We start from the raw sequence: 17,636 nt of genomic DNA on the forward strand, positions 1-17,636 counted from the left end.
TAAAGAAGCTGTAACAAAGCCTGTGCTCCGAGCTCTCCGCACCAGAAGAATGAAAATAACGCTCCCCTCCCGCGCACGGGAGCGGGCAACGGGTGGGTTTTCCCGCGTAATTCCTGCCCGCGTCGCGACTTTGTCATCTTGGGAGCAATTTCCCCGGGGCTCGTCATGCGACTGTCATACTTCGTTGCTGTAATGTGTGGCGTCACCCATGTCATTGAATTAAGGCCACATCGCTTACCTCATGGCTACCAAGCAGATTCTGATCGTCGAGGATGAGCGGCCCATCCGCGAGATGATTGCCTTCGGATTGCGACGTAGCGGTTTCGAAGTCAGGGAAGCGGCGGATGTGAGCGCCGCCCGGGCCAGCATTGCCGACCAGCGTCCCGATCTGGTGCTGATCGACTGGATGTTGCCGGACATGAGCGGCCTGGAGTTGACCCGCGCTCTGAAGCGCGACAAGGAAACCCAGGAAGTGCCGGTGATCATGCTGACCGCCCGCGCCGAGGAGCAGGACAAAGTCATGGGCCTGGACAGCGGCGCCGACGACTACGTCACCAAACCCTTTTCGCCTCGCGAGCTGCTGGCTCGTATCAATGCCGTTTTGCGCAGGTCGACCAACGGCAGTGGCGAGGAGCTGATCGAAGCCGAAGGACTGGTGCTGGACGCGGCCGGTCATCGCGTTACCGTAGGCGATCGCACCGTGCAGCTCGGACCCACCGAGTATAGGTTGCTGTCCTTCTTCATGACGCATGCGGAGCGGGTGTACAGTCGCGCTCAACTCCTCGATCGCGTCTGGGGAGGCAACGTTTATGTGGAAGAACGAACGGTCGATGTGCACATCCGTCGCTTGCGCAAGGCGCTCGAAGCCTTCAACTACGATCGTTTCATTCAGACCGTGCGAGGCTCGGGATATCGTTTCTCAACGCGCGCGGAGTAGCCGTTGAAGAAAATCCTCAGCGCCTTTTCGCCGTCCGGCTGGCAATCCGTGTCCCGGCTCGGTCTCGCGCTGGCGCTCGCCGTGGTGATCGGCCTCATCGCCGGCCGGGTGGCGCTGGCGCTGGCGATCACCCTGGGAATCTATTCGATCTCGCAGGTCAGAAATGCCCTGCGCGTGGAGTACTGGCTGCGTCACCGCCGGGTCGAAACGCCGCCCGACATGAGTGGCGTTTGGGGAGAGCTGGTGACCATCGTCAGTCGCATTTACCGGCGCAAGCAGTTTCATCGGGCCCGCGTCACGGGCCTGCTGCGTGAGTTCCGTCGTCTCACCAGCGCGATGCCCGAGGGTGCGGTGCTGCTCGGCCCCGATCACGAAATTCTGTGGTTCAACGGTCGCGCCGGTGATTGGCTGCAGCTGCGGCGCAAGCGCGATGTCGGCATTCGCATCGAGAACCTGGTGCGCCATCCGACCTTCATCGATTACCTGAAGACCGGTCATCCCAGCGAAGGCGCGATCGTGCAGGATCTGGAGACCGATCGCTGGCTGGCCTTCAACATCGTGCGCACCGGCACCGCCGAGCGGCAGCTACTGATGGTTCGCGACGTGAGTCAGGAACAGCAGCTGCAGTCGATGCGCAAAGACTTCGTCGCCAACGCCTCGCACGAGCTGCGCTCGCCGCTCACCGTCATCAGCGGCTATCTCGACGCGCTCGCCGACGACGACAATCTGGATCCGGCCTGGAGCAGCCCGGTGCTGGAGATGCGCCGCCAGGCCGAGCGCATGCGGACCATCATCAAGGATCTGCTGGAGCTCTCGAAGCTCGAGTCCGGCGAGCATACGCAGGAAGAGCAACCGGTCGACATGGCCGGCATGCTGGCGCTGTTGCGCAAGGAAGTGATGGCGCTCGACGAGCGTCCACGCAACGTGCGTCTGCAACTGGACAGCGACGCGCTGTTGAAGGGCGTCGAGTCCGAGTTGCATTCGATCGCTTCGAATCTGATCACCAACGCGGTCAAGTACACGCCCGCGGAAGGCGAGATCGAGCTGCGTTGGTGGGTCGACGACACGGGGGCGCATCTGGCGGTGCGCGATACCGGCGTCGGCATCGCCGAAGAACATATTCCGCGGCTGACTGAACGTTTCTATCGAGTCGATCCGGGGCGGGCCCGCAGCATGGGCGGCTCGGGGCTGGGTCTGGCCATCGTCAAACATGCTTTGCAGCGGCACGAGGGGACGCTGCAGATCCAAAGCAAGGAAGGCGTCGGCAGCACCTTCACGTGTCACTTCCCTCGCGCTCGCGTGATTCCACGCAGCACCGGCGTTCTCGCCACCGCCTGATTCATCCGCTCGCGCAGTTTGTCACATCCCTGTCATGCGGGTGACCCGTCACTCGCATGTCACAAACACGCGCGCAACATCTATTTCCTGCGGTGCTGCCCGTACGGAATCGTGGCTGCAGCATTTGCACAACGTTCAATCAACGTCAAACGATCCGAGCATTGAAACATTGTTGTAATAACTCCGCCGTATAACGCCTGTCCGACACGCGCAGCAGCGCGGGAAGTTTTGAGCAGATTGTCTGGTCAGGTTATGAAACAAACGGAGACACCCCCCGTGAAGAACATCGTCCTCGCAGCCGCCGTCGCGACTGCACTGTCCTCGGTGCCGATGGGCGCTTTCGCCGCGAGCCCGAATAACGACGTCGCGCAGATTCGTGAGCAGCTCGAAGGGCTCATGAAACGCGTCGACAAGCTCGAGCAGGAGAACACCGAGCTCAAGCAGGAAAACGAAAGTCTCAAGGCCTCGGATGAGAAGCTGCAGGCGAACGACGAGTACTTGAAGAGCGAAGCGCGTGGCCTGCGTAAGGAAAGCGCGCAGCAGGCGGTCGAAGTGGCCAAGACCAAGGGCACCGATTGGGCCGGCAAGGTCACGGTCACTGGCGACATGCGTTACCGCTACGAGTACATCAGCGACGATACCTTGAGCTCGCCCACCGGTGTACCGACCGCCGATCGTTATCGCGACCGCATTCGCGCCCGTCTGGCCGTCACCGCGAAGGCGACCGACAACCTCACCGTCGGCATCGGCATGACGACCACCGAGAACAGCGATCCGCGCTCGGGCAACCAGAGCCTGACCGGCGTGTTCAGCAAGAAGGCGTTCGATCTGGATCTGGCGTACTTCGATTGGAAGTTCGCCCGCTGGGGCAATCTGATCGGCGGCAAGATGAAGCAGCCGTTCGTCAAGCCCGGCCAGAGCCTGTTCTGGGACAACGACATCACGCCGGAAGGCCTGGCGCTGGGTTTCCAGAGCGGCATGTTCTTCGGTACCGCGTACAACTACTGGCTCACCGAAATTTCGGGCGCCGAGAACACGCGCACCGCGGACACGATGCTGCACGGTGCGCAGTTCGGTGTGCGCATGCCGATGGGCGCGAGCAGCCTGATGCTCGAAGCTCATTATTATGATCTGAGCGCGGCTGTGGGTCGTGCGCCGTTCTATAACAACAGCGCGAACAACAACACCGTCACCGGTGCTGCGCCGGGCGTGCTGGTGTATGACTACGAAGTCATCAGTCTCGGTGCCGAGTTCAGCACCATGTTCGGCGCGCTGCCGTTCACGGTGTGGGCGGAAGCCGCTGAGAACCAGGACCCGTCGGACGAGAATCGCGCCTGGGGCGCCGGCTTCCTGTTCGGCAAGGCGTCGAACAACAAGACTTGGGAAGCGGGCGTCGCCTACCAGAAGGTCGAGAAGGATGCGCTGTTCGCGCAGCTGATCGACTCGGACTTCGCCGGCGGCTTCTCCGACAACGAAGGCTTCGTGTTCCGCGGCGCCTATACGCCGGTCAAGAACTGGACGCTCAACGCGACCTACTTCTTGAACAAGCGTAACGCCGAGGTGGCCAACGGCGCCCTTCAGACGGACGTCGATTACGATCGTCTGCAGCTCGATTTCAACGTCAAGTTCTGATTTGACAGCTGCCTGAAACGGGGCGGGGGGCGTGCGTCGCTCTCCGCCCTTTCCTTTTTGTAGTCTGCGGGTTATACAGCCAACGATCTCAAAGGTGATGTCATGGAAAAGTCCGATCTCTCTCATCACATCCTGAGTCGCTACAACGACGATCTGGAGCGTGTGCGTACCAACGTGCTGCAGATGGGCGGCTTCGTCGAGGAGCAGCTCAAGCAGGCGGTCACGGCGCTGGTCCAGGGCGACAGCCGCCTGGGCGAGCAGGTGGCGCGCGGCGATCAGAAAGTGAACGCCATGGAAGTGGCCATCGACGACGATTGCAGCCGCATTCTCGCAACCCGCGCCCCCGCGGCGTCCGACCTGCGCCTGATCGTCGCGGTCATCAAGACCATCACCGACCTGGAGCGCATCGGCGACGAAGCTGAAAAAATCGGCTACATCGGCTCGCGCCTGGCGGCGGTGGAGCGGCCGGCGGACCGGTATCGCGAAATCAAGCACCTCGGCCGTCTGGTCGCCGACATGGTGCATGAAGCGCTCGACGCGTTCGCGCGCCTGGATCCGGAAGGCGCCGTGGCCATCGCGAAAAAGGATCGCCTGGTGGATGAGGAGTTCGACGCCATCCAGCGCCAGTGCATCACGTTCATGATGGAAGACCCGCGCACCATTCGCCGGGCGCTGGACGTGCTGTGGGTGGCGCGCGCGCTCGAGCGCATCGGCGACCACGCCAAGAACGTTTGCGAATACGTGGTCTACATGGTTCACGGCAAGGACATTCGCCACCTCTCCATGGAAGACGTCGAAAAGCATCTGCAGTCGCGCGCGCAGCGGCCGCAGGACCCGCTGCCCCGCTAATTCATGCTCACGATCAATCGTCGCGTCGGTAACGCGCTGGGTTTCATCGCTTGTGCGGCTCTGATGGGGTACGCGCTGTACGCCCAGCACGTGCTCGGTCTGGAGCCGTGTCCGCTATGTATTTTTCAGCGCGTCGCGGTGATTTCGGTCGGCATCCTGTTTCTGATCGCCGCGCTTCACAATCCGTCGGGCCGGAAGGGCGCGTTCGCGTACGGAATATTGATCGACCTGGCGACGCTGGTGGGCATCGGCATTGCCGCGCGTCACATCTGGATTCAGGCCCAGCCGCCGGGCACGGTGGCCGCGTGCGGCGCGGATCTGAACTATCTGCTGGAGATCATGCCGGTCACGGACGTGATCAACAAAGTCCTGTTCGGCTCCGGCGAGTGCGGCAAGATCGATTGGACCCTGCTCGGCCTGTCGATGCCCTGGTGGGTATTGATCTCGCTGCTCGGGCTCGGGGCGTGGGCCGTGCTGGTCAATATCGTCGCACGGCCCAGACAACCCAGACTATTTCGCTAGCATCAGCTCCATCACACGCTCATACATCGCGGTGAGCGTGACGATGTCGTCCACCCGCACGTTCTCGTTCACCTTGTGAATGGTGGCGTTGGGCACGCCGAGCTCGACGACCTGCGCGCCGGTCGGTGCGATGAAGCGGCCATCTGAAGTGCCGCCCGTGGTCGACAGCTCCGGCGTGCGATTCACCGTTTCCTGAATCGCCTGCACCGCTGCCTTCGACAATGCGCCCGGCGCGGTGAAGAAGGGCAGGCCGGACACGAACCATTCCAGCGTGTAGTTCACTTTGTGGCGGTTCAGGATCTCGGTGATGGTCGACTGCAGCTTCTCGACCGTCTGCTCGGTGGAGAAACGGATGTTGAAGCGGCCCCGGAACTCGCCCGGGATCACGTTCGGTGCGCCGGTGCCGGCGCTGATATTCGAGATCTGGAAGGTCGTCGGCTGGAAGAATTCATTGCCCTTGTCCCAGACGCGGGCGGCGAGCTCGGCCAGGGCGGGGGCGACGGCGTGCACCGGGTTGTCCGCGAGGTGCGGATAGGCGACGTGGCCCTGCACGCCGTGCACGGTCAGCTTGCCGGACAGCGAGCCGCGCCGGCCGATCTTGATCATGTCGCCGAGCTTCTCGGTGCTGCTCGGCTCGCCGACCACGCAGTAGTCGATCTTTTCATTGCGCGCCTCGAGCACTTCCATGACCCGGCGGGTGCCGTCGACCGAGGGGCCTTCCTCGTCGCTGGTCAGCAGGTAGGCGAGGGTGCCCTTGTGGTTGGGGTGCTTGGCAATGAAGCGCTCGGTCGCGACCACCATGGCGGCGAGCCCGCTCTTCATGTCGGCGGCGCCGCGGCCGTAGAGGATGCCGTCGCGGACGACCGGCTCGAACGGGTCGGTGTGCCATTCCTCGCGGGGGCCCGTCGGAACGACGTCGGTGTGTCCGGCGAAGCAGAGCACCGGCCGCTCGGTGCCGTGCAGTGCCCAGATGTTCTCGACCGGCCCGAACGGCATGCGCTCGACCCGGAAGCCGATGGCCTCCAGCCGCTGCCCGATCAGCTGCAGGCAACCCTGATCCTCGGGGCTGACCGAGGGACGACGGATGAGGTCCTGGGTCAGAAGCAGGGAAGGGTCGTCGGCGTGCGTCGGCAAGGGCGTGAACTCCTCGGCAGGGAACCAATGGGACAGCTGGGCGCGGACTTATATCCAGGGTTGCCCCGGCTCGCAAGGGGTGTCGCTAAGTTGTTACGCCAGCAGCGAATAATTGCCCGGCGCAGGCGCGTGTTACGCCTTCATGACGAGGGCTCCCACGAAGCTCGGAACCTGTAATACGACTGTCATCGAACGCCGTCACACTCGCCGCCAGCTAGCTAACCAGTCCCTGCAATCCTCACTCCAATAACGAGGTTCAAGTCAATGAAGTTGTGGCACAAGTTGGGCGCGTCGGTGCTCCTGACGAGCTTCGCGGCCGTGGCCGCGCCGCAGTTCGCACACGCGCAGAGCGTCATCAAGATCGACGGCTCCAGCACCGTGTTCCCGATCGCCGAGGCGGTCGCCGAAGAATTCCAGATCAGCAAGAAGGGCAAGGTCCGCGTCACCGTCGGCATCGCCGGCACGGGTGGCGGCTTCAAGCGCTTCTGCCGTGGCGAGACCGACATCTCCAACGCCTCGCGCCCCATCCTGAAGGAAGAGATGGAAGTCTGCGCGGCTGCCGGCATCAAGTACATGGAACTGCCCGTGGCGTTCGACGCGCTGACCGTCGTGGTCAATCCGCAGAACACCTGGGTCAAGACGCTCACGCCGGCCGACCTGAAGAAGATGTGGGAGCCGAGCGCGCAGGGTCGCGTGACCAAGTGGAATCAAGTGCGTTCCGACTGGCCGGCTCAGCCGCTGATGCTGTTCGGCCCTGGCGCCGATTCCGGCACGTTCGACTACTTCACCGAGGCCGTGAACGGCAAGGCGAAGGCCAGCCGCGGCGACTACACCGCGAGCGAAGACGACAACGTGCTCGTGCAGGGCGTCGAGAACAACAAGAACGCCATCGGCTACTTCGGTTATGCGTACTACATCGCGCACAAGGACAAGATGCGCGCGGTGCCGATCGTGAACCCGAAGGGCAAGGAAGTGGGTCCGAGCGTCGAGGCCGTGATCGACGGCAGCTACAACCCGCTGTCGCGTCCGCTCTTCATCTACGTGCGTGACACGGCCGCTGCCCGCGCCGAAGTGCAGGAGTTCATCAAGTTCTACCTGACCGATGGCGCCAAGCTGGCTCAGGAAGTGGGCTATGTGCCGCTGCCGGCCAGCGCCTACCAGCTGACCTTGAAGCACTTCGCCGATAAGAAGCTGGGCACCGTGTTTGGCGGCGTGCCGGAAGTCGGCGTGACCATCGACGCGCTGCTGGCCCGCGAAGGCAAGCTCTAATAAGCAGCTCGGCGGGCGGGACTCCCCCTCAACCGGGAGTCCCGCCCCGACTGACACAACATCTGGGATCGCGGCGTCCATGACACTACAATGGACGCCCTTTCGCGACAGGGTCGCGAAGTAGCGGGTATTTATGGCTTCCACGGCAGCGACCACAAAGTCCAGCGATCTGGTTTTGCGCAGCGGATTGCGCTATCGCAAGATCCGGGACCGCATCATCGAAACGTTCCTGCTCGCGGCCGGTCTGGTCGCGGTGTTCACGACCATTGCCATCGTCGTGATCCTGTTGACGGAATCCTCGGCGTTCTTCGAACACGTCTCGCTGAAGGACTTCCTCACCGACACCATGTGGACGCCGCTGTTCGCGGACGCGCACTACGGCATTCTGCCGCTGGTCGCGGGCACGCTGACCACCACCATGGTGGCGCTGATCGTGGCGGTGCCGGTGGGCACCATCATTGCGATTTATCTGAGCGAGTTCGCGTCGCACCGGCTGCGCGAAACTGTCAAACCCATTCTCGAATTGCTGGGCGCGGTGCCGACCGTGGTGTACGGCTACTTCGCGCTGACGGCGGTCACGCCGTTGTTACAACTCATCTTCCCCGAGCTGCCCGGCTTCAACATGCTGAGCGCCGGTCTGGTGATCGGTCTGATGATCGTGCCTTATGTCGCGTCGGTCAGCGAAGACGCGATGCGTTCGGTGCCGCGTTACATGCGCGAAGGCTCGTATGCGATGGGCGCGACGCGCCTGCAGACGGCGCTGCGCGTCGTGGTGCCGGGTGCGTTCTCCGGTCTCGCGGCCGCTTTCATCCTCGGTATCTCGCGCGCCGTCGGTGAGACGATGGTGGTCGCGATCGCCGCCGGTATGCAGCCGAACTTCACTTTCGATCCGCGCGAACAGGCGGCGACCATCACCGCGTACATCGTGCAAGTCAGCTTGGGCGATCTGCCTCACGGCAGTATCGGATATCAAAGTATTTTCGCTGCCGGCTTGGTGCTGATGCTGATCACGCTGATCTTCAACGTGATCGGCTTCTCGCTGACTCGTAAGTTCCGCGAGGCGTACTAATGGCCACTCTTCCCAATGCCGTTCCGGACTATCTGAACCCGGACTCGATCCGCACCGGTCTGACGCGGCGAAAGCTGCTCGATCAGGTGTTCGTGATCGTCGGCCTGGTGCTGATGTTCGCCTGTCTGGGCATCCTGGCCATCCTGTTCATGAACCTGGTGCTGGACGGTTCGGAGCGTTTCGGTTGGGACTTCTTCACCAACTTCCCGTCACGTCGCGCCGAACGGGCGGGCATTCTCGGGGCCTGGGTCGGCACCTCGCTGATCATGCTGGTAACCGCGTTCTGCGCGGTGCCGGTCGGTGTGGCCGCGGCGATCTACCTCGAAGAATACGCGCCGAAGAACTGGTTCACGGCGGTCATCGAAATCAATGTCACAAACCTGGCCGGCGTGCCGTCCATCGTCTACGGCCTGCTGGCACTGGGCTTGTTCGTGTATCAGTTCGGCCTGGGGCAGAGCATCGCCGCCGCCGGCTTGACACTCGCGCTGCTGATTCTGCCCATCGTCATCGTCGCCACGCGTGAGTCGATCCGCGCCGTGCCCAAGTCGATTCGCGAAGCGGCGTACGGTCTGGGCGCCACGCGCTGGGAAGTGACGAAGGATCACGTGCTGCCGTATTCCACGGGCGGCATTCTGACCGGCATGATCCTCGGCCTGTCGCGCGCCATCGGCGAGACGGCGCCCATCATCACCATCGGCGCGCTGAGCTTCATCGCGTTCCTGCCGTCCTCGCCGATCACCAGCGAATTTCCGTTCATCTCATTCAAGTGGTTGAACGATCCATTCACCGCGATGCCTATCCAGATGTTCAACTGGGTGTCGCGTCCCGACCAGGCGTTCCAGGCGAACGCGGCGGCGGCCGGCGCCATCCTGCTCGGCATGACCTTGCTCATGAACGCGGTGGCGATCTGGATTCGCTATCGCTTCCGTAAAAAGATCAATTGGTGACCTATGATCGAGACCACGAGCACACGGGGCACCCCGGAGAGCATTTTGCGTAACGAAGAATCTGCACGCCCGGGGCAGCCGCCGGCGGGAGCTGCCGCGCCTCGATTGAACATCGCCGTGGACGATACTCGTCAGACGAAAGCGATCACCAGCGTCAAGGCGCAGGTGGACAATGTGAACTTCTACTACGGCCAGAACCGTGCGCTGAAGAACCTGTCGATCCCGATCGCGGACAAGCAGGTCACGGCGTTGATCGGTCCGTCGGGCTGCGGCAAGAGCACGTTCCTGCGTTGTTTCAACCGCATGCACGACCTGCAGCCGGACACGCGTTACGAAGGCAGCATCACGCTGCATCCGGACAACATCAACCTGATCGGTCCGGGCATCGACCCGATCGAAGTGCGCATGCGCATCGGCATGGTGTTCCAGAAGCCGAACCCGTTCCCCAAGACCATTTTCGAAAACGTCGCCTATGGCTTGCGCCTGCGCGGCGTGCGCAATCGCGCCACGCTTGCCGAGGAAGTGGAGAAGGCGCTGCGCGGCGCGGCGTTGTGGGATGAAGTGAAGGATCGTTTGCAGGACTCGGCGCTGGCATTGTCCGGCGGTCAGATGCAGCGTTTGTGTATCGCCCGCGCATTGGCGACCACGCCGGAAATTCTGTTGTTCGACGAGCCGACTTCGGCGCTCGATCCGATCGCCACGGCGAAGATCGAAGAGCTGATCTCGACGCTGCGCGACCAGGTCACGGTGCTGATCGTGACTCACAACATGCAACAGGCCGCGCGCGTCTCCGATTACACCGCCTTCATGTATCTGGGTGAGCTGATCGAGTTCGACGAGGCCGCCAAGATCTTCACGAACCCGAGCAAGAAGGCGACCGAAGACTACATCACCGGCCGTTATGGCTGACCGACGATGAACATGGGCGGGTCCGATCCGGTGGAAGGCCATACCGCCAAGGCATTCGATGCCGCGCTCTCCGACCTGCGCCTGCAGATCGTGAGCATGGGCGGGCTGGTCATCGATCAGGTGTCCTCCGCGGTACGCGCGCTGCTCGATGGCGACGCTGGCCTCGCGGAGCTGGTGCGGTCCCGGGAGGCGCGCATCAACGAAATGGAGCGCTCCGTCGATCGCGAGGCATTTCGCCTGATCGCGCTTCATCAGCCCGTGGCTGGCGATCTGCGCATGGTCAAGGCCGCTTCACGCATCATCGTCGAGCTGGAGCGCGCCGGCGATGAAGCCAAAAAGATCGCGAAGTTCGCGGCCCGCGTGGCCACCGGTGAACCGCAAGGTCCGGTGCTCGCCGTCGCCCGTTTTCTGCGGCACATGGCGGAGCTCACCACCAGCATGCTCCGCGACGCGGTTCGCTCGCTGGACGAATCGAATGAGGAGATGGCGCGCGCAGTACGCGCTCGCGATTCCGAGCTCGACGACGAATTCGCCGCCGCGCTTCGCCAGATCATGACGCTGGCCATGCAGGACGCACGCTTCCTCGGTGCTACCATCGATACCGTGTTCGCGCTCAAGGGATTGGAACGCATCGGCGATCACGCCAAGAACATCGCCGAGCAGGTGCTGTTCGTCTCCAGCGGCGAGGACGTGCGGCATAAGAAGAAAACGGTGGAAGCTGGGACGCCGGAGAAGTAGGCTCGCCCCCATCGTGATTCCGGGACTGTCCGTGTCAGTCCGCTTGATGTGCTCCTCGCTGGCATGCGCGGGGATGGGCCCATTCCAATCGATCTCTCTACCTGCTTGACGCTGCAACGGATTGTGGCGTGGGTTCCAGCTACACCTTCCTGATCAACTGATCCACCTTAAATGTGACGTCGCACCCGACGGCGCAGCGGACGAGGCAGCACCTCCGAGGGGCGATGGGATATGAGGAGCGACACGCATACCTGCTGCACGATCGCAGCACCATCTTCTCGGCCGAGTTGGATGAGTCATCCAGCGTCTGGGTAGGTCGTCCCTGAGCACCCACGCAAGCCCACCACACAACCCTGTGCGTGTTCGCTGAATTTCTAGCCGATGGCCCAGTTAATTGATGTTAGACGGCGAGAATCGGCTGCCACGATGAGCGCATGGGAAAAAGTGCTTTATCGAGGGGTGGCGGTGGCTCGGTTGACGACTATAACCCATTGGGTTATGGTTTGTCGCCGCAAACGGTTGTTGAGACGCCGCTGTTCATTCGTCGTGCCGAGAAACTCCTGAGTCAGGAGGAGCACGATCTATTAATCACTGAGTTGGCCACGCAGCCATTGGCCGGTGATGAAATCGTGGGCACCGGCGGGGTCCGGAAAGTCAGATTCGCGGCGAAGGGGAAAGGTAAGTCCGGCGGTGTTCGCGTGATCTATTACTTCTATGATCGTGAGATGCCGATCTACGCGTTACTGATTTATGGCAAGAACGAGCGGGCTGACTTGACGCCCGATCAGCGAAAGTCGGTTGCGTCATTCGCCGCGGCAATCAAGAGTGCGAGAAAACATAAATGAGCAAGCTGGGTGATGAACTGGTTCAGTCCATGGCGCAGGCGCTGGCACATGCTCAGGGCAAGCGCACTCGTAGCCGGGTGACCAAGGGCGGGATTCGCCCCGAGGAGATTCAGAAGGCTCGCAAGGTACTCGGACTTTCGCAGGATCAGTTTGCAGATGCTTTTGGCGTCAGTGCCTCGACGCTGCGCAAATGGGAGCAGGGGCAGCGTGTTCCTACCGGCGCGGCGAGGACGTTACTAAAAATCATCGAGCGCGAGCCCAAAGCAGTAGTAAGGGCGTTGCGAGTCGCTTGAGCGGAAGATCAATCGTTACTTCCGTACCGCTCTGCCATATATCGCCCCGGTGACACACCAAGCGCCTTCCGAAACATGGTCACGAAGCTGGGCACGCTCTCGTAACCGAGGTCCGAGGCAACTTGCTGGATTGAAGCGCCGCCGGCGAGCAACCTGACAGCGAGTACAACGGCGAGTTGTTGACGCCAACGACCGAAGCTCATGCCGGTCTCATGGCTGATCGTTCTTCCCAAAGTCCGCGTGCTCATGCCGGCTTTGCGGGCCCAGGTATCGAGGGTTCCGCGATTGGCAGGAGACTGCATCATGAGGTCGACGATTCGTCGCAGGCGAGGATCAGACGGCATCGGCAAATGCAGGTCTTCCACAGTGGCTGCGGCGAGCTCGTCGAGCAACACCGCGAGCATGCGCGAGTTGGGGCCGTCTTCTTCATAGAGGAGCGGCAGGGCGGCGGTTCTAAATAAGATCTCACGTAGCAAGGGTGTGACCGAGATGGCGCGACAGGTGGTGGGCAGGCGGGGATCGGCCTCCGGCGCGACGAAGGCGCCATAGCCTTCGAGCGCGCCGGTCATCTTGATCGCGTGTTGCATCCCGCCGGGGATCCATAAGGCGCTGCGCGGGGGCACGACCCAAAGTCCGCCTTCCACTTCGCAACTCAGCGCGCCCCGCTGGACGAGCAGGATCTGGCTTTTCTTATGGTGATGGGGCTCGAGCTCGAACTCGCCGAACGTCTCGGACGCGAAGCCATAGGTTACGACCAAACGCGGCACATCGTCCGGTTCGACCCAATCGGTCTCGGCGGACTGGTCGGTCAACAGCGGCATGGTCGATCATCGGATGATTGGCTGAAATGGATAATAACCTGACCGGCCTTCGTAATGGCGCCAGCGGCGCGCCACGATATGCTTTTTCCCATCGACCCAACCGAAGGGAAAGCATGAACACACTGAACACCGAGTGCGTCGGCCAGCTATTGAAGCGGCTCCACCGAGACGCGGAGGTCACCGATGGTCCGTTGATCCAAGAGATGCTGACGCGGCTGGAAGCGTCGGACGGCGCGACCGAGCAGATGGCGGAGGTGATTGCCGAGGAGCGGGCCGACTATCGACGGGTCTATCGGGGCTACGCCGAACACTTCCTCTCGGTCAGTCCCGACTATGGCCGGTTTCTCTATGCGGTCGCGCGAGCGTCCAAGGCGACGCGGATCGTCGAGTTCGGCACGTCCATGGGAATATCGACGCTCTATCTCGCCGCCGCGATCCGCGACAACGGCGGCGGGCAGCTCATCGGCTCGGAGCTGGAGCCATCCAAGGCGGCGCGAGCTCGTTCGCACCTGGAGGCCGCCGGCTTGAGCGATTTGGTGGACATCCGCGAAGGCGACGCGCTTCAGACGTTGCAGGCCGTCGGCGGCGAGGTCGATCTCGCGCTGATCGATGGCGCCTGGTCGCTGTACCTGCCGGTGTTGAAGCTGCTCGAGCCGCACTTGAGGCCGGGCGCCGTGATCCTGGCCGAGAATGCCTTTGCCGCCGACTATCTCGGCTATGTCCGCGATCCGGCGAACGGCTATATCGCGCAGGCACTGCCAATCAACGACGGACGCGGCAACGAGTTCGCGGTCAGGGTTCTGTAATGAGCGCTGCGAATTCAAGTGCCGGCATGGCGAAGGCGCCGAGTCGTTTGAGCAAGGCACTGCTGAGCGTCTTCATGAAGCGTGCGGTCGTCACGGCGATCGATGACGTCGCCGATGGTTTTCGCCTCGTCACGCTGGAGGGAGCCGCGCTACGAGGGGTCGCTTGGGCGCCGGGACAGAAGATTCAGATTGCAATGGGATCGGCGTTCGTGGCGAGAACGTTCACGCCGATCGATTGGGATGCGACGGTCGGGCGCACCCGCATCCTCGGCTATGGGCACGGCGAAGGGCCGGGAAGCGTGTGGCTGCGCGATATCAACATCGGCGATGACTGCGATCTGTTCGGGCCGCGCACGTCGCTGGATACGCGTCGGCTGACCGGAAACATTGCCATGTTCGGCGACGAGACCTCGATCGGGCTGGGGCTGGCGTTCGCACGGCAAAATCGCACGGGATCGACCTCCTGTTTTTACGAGGTGAACGATGCAGCCACCGTGGAACGAATGAATCGTGCGCTCGATGTATCGAATGCAACCGTGTTTGAGCGGCACGAGGACGGTTCCCACCTTGCGCAAATGGCAGGCGTGCTACCCGAGCTCGTCCGCGCGGGCATGTCGTTCGTGCTGACGGGCAAGGCTGCGACCGTCCAGCAATTGCATCGAGACTTGAAGCGGCTGGGCGTGGCGTCGAATCTGATCGCGACCAAGGTTCATTGGGCGCCCGGCAAGACCGGCATGGACTGACGAACTTGCCAATGAAATGCCAGAAGCATCGGCGTGTTGTGAAATAACTGCGCGACGCACGCGCTACGCAGTCATTTTTCACGCCCTGTCGCGTGGCAACCATCATCGATTCTCGATGGTTCCTCTGGCGCGTTACATCGTATGATGCGTCGATCTGCCGCACGTCGACAGCTGCGAGAGCGAAGAATGCTTGATGTATGTGCAGTGGAATGGCAAGCGGGGTCGCATTGATGGTTAACGCAACAGCAGTCACGGCAACCGCCGGTGGTTCGATCATTCAAGCCGGTGGCACCGCGCGATCGAGGCGGGTGCTGGCCATTGCAGTGGCCGCCGGTGCGCTGATCTTACAGGCCGGCGCTGCACTCGCAGGCTCGCAGTCGACTGCGATTACAACCGCCGCGCAGCAGAACTTCACCGAATATTTCGATCTGCTCAGCCTGCCCAACGTAGCGGCCGAGCCTGGCGACATCGTGCGGAATGTCGAGTTCCTCGAGAAGAGTTTCCAGAAGCGCAACTTCAAGACGCATCGGCTCGAAAACTCCGCCAGGCGTCCGATGCTGCTGGCCGAGTTGAACGGCGCGAAGGCCAACGCGCCGACGATCCTGTTCTACGCCCACTTCGACGGTCAGCCCATCGTGAAAGAGCAGTGGGCGCAGAAAGATCCGTTCGAGCCGGTCGTGAAGCAGCGAGACGAGCAGGGCGCATGGAAGGAAGTTCCGCGCGACCGATTGCTTGCCAAGCCACTCGATCCTGAACTGCGAGTGTTCGCAAGATCGGCATCCGACGACAAGGCGCCCATCGTCATGTTGTTGACGGCGATCGACGTGTTGCAGGCGCAGAGGAAGGCACCGGCGGTCAACGTGAAAGTGCTGCTCGATTCGGAAGAGGAGATTGGCTCGCCGAGCCTGGGCGAAACCGTCAAAGCCAATCGCGAGCTGTTCAACGCGGACGCGCTGATCGTGCTGGACGGTCCGGTGCACGGCACCGGCAAGCCGACGCTGGTCTTCGGCAATCGCGGCATCACGCAAGCGACGTTGACTGTATTCGGCCCGGCAGCGCCGCTACACAGCGGGCACTTTGGAAACTATGTGCCGAATCCGGCCATGAGGCTGGCGACGTTGCTCGCCTCGATGAAGGATGATGACGGTCGCGTCCTCGTGGAAGGTTACTACGATGGCATCAATTTGACCGATGCCGACAAGCAGGTGCTCAAAGCCACGGGCGACGACGAAACGGCCTTGCTGAAGCGAGCCGGCATCGCGAAGCCGGAGCGCGTCGGCGCGACGTATCAGGAAGCGCTTCAGTATCCCTCACTCAACGTGCGGGGCATGGCGTCGGCCTCGGTGGGCGCGAAGGCGGCGAACATCGTGCCCAGTGAGGCGATCGCGGAAATAGACATCCGCACGACGCCAGAAACCGAGGGTCGTCGGTTGTTCGAGCTGTTGAAGCGTCACGTCGAAAAGCAGGGCTATCACCTGGTCGACGCTGCCCCGACCAAAGAAGAGCGCGCGAGTTACGACAAGCTGGCGATGTTCAAGCTCGGCAGTGTCGAGGCTGCGGCACGCGTGCCGATGGATGCGCCGGTGGGGCGATGGGCGATGACTGCATTGAAATCATCGACCGCACCGACGCCGAAGGTGGAGCCGGTGAGAATCAGGATGATGGGAGGAACGGTGCCGACCGACGTACTGGTCGATGCCCTCGGACTGCCGTTCCTGCTGGTGCCGACCGTGAATGCCGACAACAATCAGCATACGTTCGACGAGAACATGCGCATGGGCAACTTCGTCACCGGCGCCGAGACTGTCTACAGCCTGCTGGTGACGAAGTACCAACGTTGATGGTCAGTCGCGCAGCAGCTCGTTCAAGCTGACTTTGGAGCGCGTCTGCGCATCGACGCGCTTCACGATCACGGCGCAGTAGAGGCTGCACTTGCCGCTGGCGGAAGGCAGCGAGCCGGCGACGACGACGGCGCCCGCGGGCACTCGGCCGTAGGTCACTTCGTCGCGCTCGCGATCGTAAATCTTGGTGCTGGCGCCGATGAACACGCCCATCGAGATCACCGCGCCTTCCTCGACGATCACGCCCTCGACGATTTCGGAGCGGGCGCCGATGAAGCAGTTGTCTTCGATGATGGTCGGGTTGGCCTGCAGCGGTTCGAGCACGCCGCCGATGCCGGCGCCGCCGGACAGGTGCACGTTCTTGCCGACCTGTGCGCACGAACCGACCGTCGCCCAGGTGTCCACCATCGTGCCTTCGCCGACGTAAGCGCCGACGTTCACGTAGGAGGGCATCAGAATGGAATTCGGCGCCACGAACGCGCCACGGCGCACGATGGCATGCGGCACGACGCGGACGCCTTCGGCGCGGAAGCGCGCTTCGTCGTAATCGGAATACTTCAGCGGCACCTTGTCGAAGAACTGGGTGAAGCCGGCTTCCATCGGGCGATTGTCATAAAGCCGGAACGACAACAGTACGGCTTTTTTCAGCCACTGATTCACCACCCACTTGCCATCGCGTTTCTCGGCGACCCGGACCTTGCCGGCATCGAGCAGGCTCAAGGCTTGTTCGACGGCGCCGCGGACGTCGGTGGGGGCGTTCTTGGGATTGAATTCGGAGCGACGCTCGAAAGCGTCGTTGATGATATTGGCTAGCTCTGTCATGGCCGAATTGTAGCCGAATTGAAGTTCCACCACTGACTAAAGTCAGGGGTGCGTTTGAGTCCACGACCAGAGTTTAAGAGGCCCTCAATCGCCGTACGGCTCGGAACGGAGCTGTCAGAGC

The 17,636-nt window shown here is 62.3% G+C and carries 18 protein-coding genes; 15 read left to right on the plus strand and 3 right to left on the minus strand.

All coding sequences use genetic code 11. The features are described 5' to 3' along the window. The first annotated feature begins 241 nt into the window (after nt 1-241). The 5 genes from phoB to EKO19_RS22075 all read left to right on the plus strand — a co-directional run bounded on the left by phoB (nt 242) and on the right by EKO19_RS22075 (nt 5,278). Nucleotides 242-937 carry a phosphate regulon transcriptional regulator PhoB gene (gene phoB / locus EKO19_RS22055; RefSeq protein WP_116811317.1) on the plus strand — a complete coding sequence of 232 codons (696 nt, stop codon included), beginning with the start codon at nt 242-244 and terminating at the stop codon, nt 935-937. Between the two features lie 3 nt (nt 938-940). Then, nucleotides 941-2,275 carry a phosphate regulon sensor histidine kinase PhoR gene (phoR, locus tag EKO19_RS22060; protein ID WP_129778661.1) on the plus strand — a complete coding sequence of 445 codons (1,335 nt, stop codon included), beginning with the start codon at nt 941-943 and terminating at the stop codon, nt 2,273-2,275. A 276-nt stretch (nt 2,276-2,551) separates the two neighbouring features. Beyond that, nucleotides 2,552-3,907 (plus strand): putative porin, encoded by a 1,356-nt coding sequence (locus tag EKO19_RS22065; RefSeq protein WP_175597156.1) that lies wholly within the window; start codon nt 2,552-2,554, stop codon nt 3,905-3,907. Nucleotides 3,908-4,009: 102 nt separating this feature from the next. Continuing rightward, nucleotides 4,010-4,756, plus strand: coding sequence for a phosphate signaling complex protein PhoU (gene phoU / locus EKO19_RS22070; protein WP_129778663.1), 747 nt, complete (start codon nt 4,010-4,012; stop codon nt 4,754-4,756). Nucleotides 4,757-4,759: 3 nt separating this feature from the next. Continuing rightward, on the plus strand, nt 4,760-5,278 hold the full coding sequence (locus tag EKO19_RS22075; RefSeq protein WP_129778664.1) for a disulfide bond formation protein B: 519 nt from the start codon (nt 4,760-4,762) through the stop codon (nt 5,276-5,278). Here EKO19_RS22075 and dapE read toward each other — a convergent pair. After that, nucleotides 5,267-6,412, minus strand: coding sequence for a succinyl-diaminopimelate desuccinylase (gene dapE, locus EKO19_RS22080; protein ID WP_129778665.1), 1,146 nt, complete (start codon nt 6,410-6,412; stop codon nt 5,267-5,269). The two genes, EKO19_RS22075 and dapE, sit on opposite strands and share 12 nt — an antisense overlap. 264 nt (nt 6,413-6,676) lie before the next feature. On the opposite strand from dapE, the gene EKO19_RS22085 reads away from it, so the two are divergent. The 7 genes from EKO19_RS22085 (at nt 6,677) to EKO19_RS22115 (ending at nt 12,482) form a co-directional block, all read left to right on the plus strand. Continuing rightward, nucleotides 6,677-7,681, plus strand: coding sequence for a PstS family phosphate ABC transporter substrate-binding protein (locus tag EKO19_RS22085; RefSeq protein ID WP_129778666.1), 1,005 nt, complete (start codon nt 6,677-6,679; stop codon nt 7,679-7,681). 133 nt (nt 7,682-7,814) lie between these two features. Continuing rightward, on the plus strand, nt 7,815-8,750 hold the full coding sequence (gene pstC, locus EKO19_RS22090) for a phosphate ABC transporter permease subunit PstC (RefSeq protein ID WP_129778667.1): 936 nt from the start codon (nt 7,815-7,817) through the stop codon (nt 8,748-8,750). Further along, a complete protein-coding gene (gene pstA, locus EKO19_RS22095) occupies nt 8,750-9,697 on the plus strand; it encodes a phosphate ABC transporter permease PstA (RefSeq protein ID WP_129778668.1) in 948 nt (315 codons plus the stop codon). Before pstC ends, pstA begins: the two co-directional genes overlap by 1 nt. 3 nt (nt 9,698-9,700) lie before the next feature. Then, nucleotides 9,701-10,606 (plus strand): phosphate ABC transporter ATP-binding protein PstB, encoded by a 906-nt coding sequence (gene pstB / locus EKO19_RS22100; protein ID WP_129778669.1) that lies wholly within the window; start codon nt 9,701-9,703, stop codon nt 10,604-10,606. Between the two features lie 12 nt (nt 10,607-10,618). Beyond that, the gene (gene phoU, locus EKO19_RS22105) at nt 10,619-11,344 is read left to right on the plus strand and encodes a phosphate signaling complex protein PhoU (protein ID WP_157995393.1); all 726 of its coding nucleotides are present in this window, start codon (nt 10,619-10,621) and stop codon (nt 11,342-11,344) included. A 434-nt stretch (nt 11,345-11,778) separates the two neighbouring features. After that, the gene (locus EKO19_RS22110) at nt 11,779-12,189 is read left to right on the plus strand and encodes a type II toxin-antitoxin system RelE/ParE family toxin (RefSeq protein WP_129778671.1); all 411 of its coding nucleotides are present in this window, start codon (nt 11,779-11,781) and stop codon (nt 12,187-12,189) included. Continuing rightward, nucleotides 12,186-12,482 carry a helix-turn-helix domain-containing protein gene (locus EKO19_RS22115; RefSeq protein ID WP_129778672.1) on the plus strand — a complete coding sequence of 99 codons (297 nt, stop codon included), beginning with the start codon at nt 12,186-12,188 and terminating at the stop codon, nt 12,480-12,482. The genes EKO19_RS22110 and EKO19_RS22115 overlap by 4 nt, the downstream gene beginning before the upstream one ends. A gap of 8 nt (nt 12,483-12,490) precedes the next feature. Here EKO19_RS22115 and EKO19_RS22120 read toward each other — a convergent pair whose 3' ends face one another. Beyond that, nucleotides 12,491-13,303 carry an AraC family transcriptional regulator gene (locus EKO19_RS22120; protein WP_129778673.1) on the minus strand — a complete coding sequence of 271 codons (813 nt, stop codon included), beginning with the start codon at nt 13,301-13,303 and terminating at the stop codon, nt 12,491-12,493. 113 nt (nt 13,304-13,416) lie between these two features. Here EKO19_RS22120 and EKO19_RS22125 point away from each other — a divergent pair, with 113 nt between their 5' ends. From EKO19_RS22125 to EKO19_RS22135, 3 genes are all read left to right on the plus strand, one after another. After that, a complete protein-coding gene (locus EKO19_RS22125; protein ID WP_129778674.1) occupies nt 13,417-14,109 on the plus strand; it encodes an O-methyltransferase in 693 nt (230 codons plus the stop codon). After that, nucleotides 14,109-14,852: a siderophore-interacting protein gene (locus tag EKO19_RS22130; protein WP_129778675.1), complete on the plus strand. Its 744-nt coding sequence runs from the start codon at nt 14,109-14,111 to the stop codon at nt 14,850-14,852. Before EKO19_RS22125 ends, EKO19_RS22130 begins: the two co-directional genes overlap by 1 nt. A 230-nt stretch (nt 14,853-15,082) precedes the next feature. After that, nucleotides 15,083-16,693, plus strand: a complete 1,611-nt coding sequence (locus EKO19_RS22135) for a M20/M25/M40 family metallo-hydrolase (RefSeq protein WP_129778676.1) — start codon at nt 15,083-15,085, stop codon at nt 16,691-16,693. 3 nt (nt 16,694-16,696) lie between these two features. Here EKO19_RS22135 and dapD read toward each other — a convergent pair whose 3' ends face one another. Next, nucleotides 16,697-17,515 (minus strand): 2,3,4,5-tetrahydropyridine-2,6-dicarboxylate N-succinyltransferase, encoded by an 819-nt coding sequence (gene dapD, locus EKO19_RS22140; RefSeq protein WP_129778677.1) that lies wholly within the window; start codon nt 17,513-17,515, stop codon nt 16,697-16,699. Nucleotides 17,516-17,636: the final 121 nt, after the last annotated feature.

Source organism: Peristeroidobacter soli (assembly GCF_004138485.1).
In the GTDB taxonomy this organism is placed as follows: domain Bacteria; phylum Pseudomonadota; class Gammaproteobacteria; order Steroidobacterales; family Steroidobacteraceae; genus Steroidobacter; species Steroidobacter soli.

Bases quoted from the DNA above. Each gene is read 5' to 3' on its own strand.
- phoB (WP_116811317.1), top strand. From the start codon at position 242: ATGGCTACCAAGCAGATTCTGATCGTCGAGGATGAGCGGCCCATCCGC.
- phoU (WP_129778663.1), top strand. From the start codon at position 4,010: ATGGAAAAGTCCGATCTCTCTCATCACATCCTGAGTCGCTACAACGAC.
- EKO19_RS22075 (WP_129778664.1), top strand. From the start codon at position 4,760: ATGCTCACGATCAATCGTCGCGTCGGTAACGCGCTGGGTTTCATCGCT.
- EKO19_RS22085 (WP_129778666.1), top strand. From the start codon at position 6,677: ATGAAGTTGTGGCACAAGTTGGGCGCGTCGGTGCTCCTGACGAGCTTC.
- pstC (WP_129778667.1), top strand. From the start codon at position 7,815: ATGGCTTCCACGGCAGCGACCACAAAGTCCAGCGATCTGGTTTTGCGC.
- pstA (WP_129778668.1), top strand. From the start codon at position 8,750: ATGGCCACTCTTCCCAATGCCGTTCCGGACTATCTGAACCCGGACTCG.
- pstB (WP_129778669.1), top strand. From the start codon at position 9,701: ATGATCGAGACCACGAGCACACGGGGCACCCCGGAGAGCATTTTGCGT.
- phoU (WP_157995393.1), top strand. From the start codon at position 10,619: ATGGGCGGGTCCGATCCGGTGGAAGGCCATACCGCCAAGGCATTCGAT.
- EKO19_RS22110 (WP_129778671.1), top strand. From the start codon at position 11,779: ATGGGAAAAAGTGCTTTATCGAGGGGTGGCGGTGGCTCGGTTGACGAC.
- EKO19_RS22115 (WP_129778672.1), top strand. From the start codon at position 12,186: ATGAGCAAGCTGGGTGATGAACTGGTTCAGTCCATGGCGCAGGCGCTG.
- EKO19_RS22120 (WP_129778673.1), bottom strand. From the start codon at position 13,303: ATGCCGCTGTTGACCGACCAGTCCGCCGAGACCGATTGGGTCGAACCG.
- EKO19_RS22125 (WP_129778674.1), top strand. From the start codon at position 13,417: ATGAACACACTGAACACCGAGTGCGTCGGCCAGCTATTGAAGCGGCTC.
- EKO19_RS22130 (WP_129778675.1), top strand. From the start codon at position 14,109: ATGAGCGCTGCGAATTCAAGTGCCGGCATGGCGAAGGCGCCGAGTCGT.
- EKO19_RS22135 (WP_129778676.1), top strand. From the start codon at position 15,083: ATGGTTAACGCAACAGCAGTCACGGCAACCGCCGGTGGTTCGATCATT.
- dapD (WP_129778677.1), bottom strand. From the start codon at position 17,515: ATGACAGAGCTAGCCAATATCATCAACGACGCTTTCGAGCGTCGCTCC.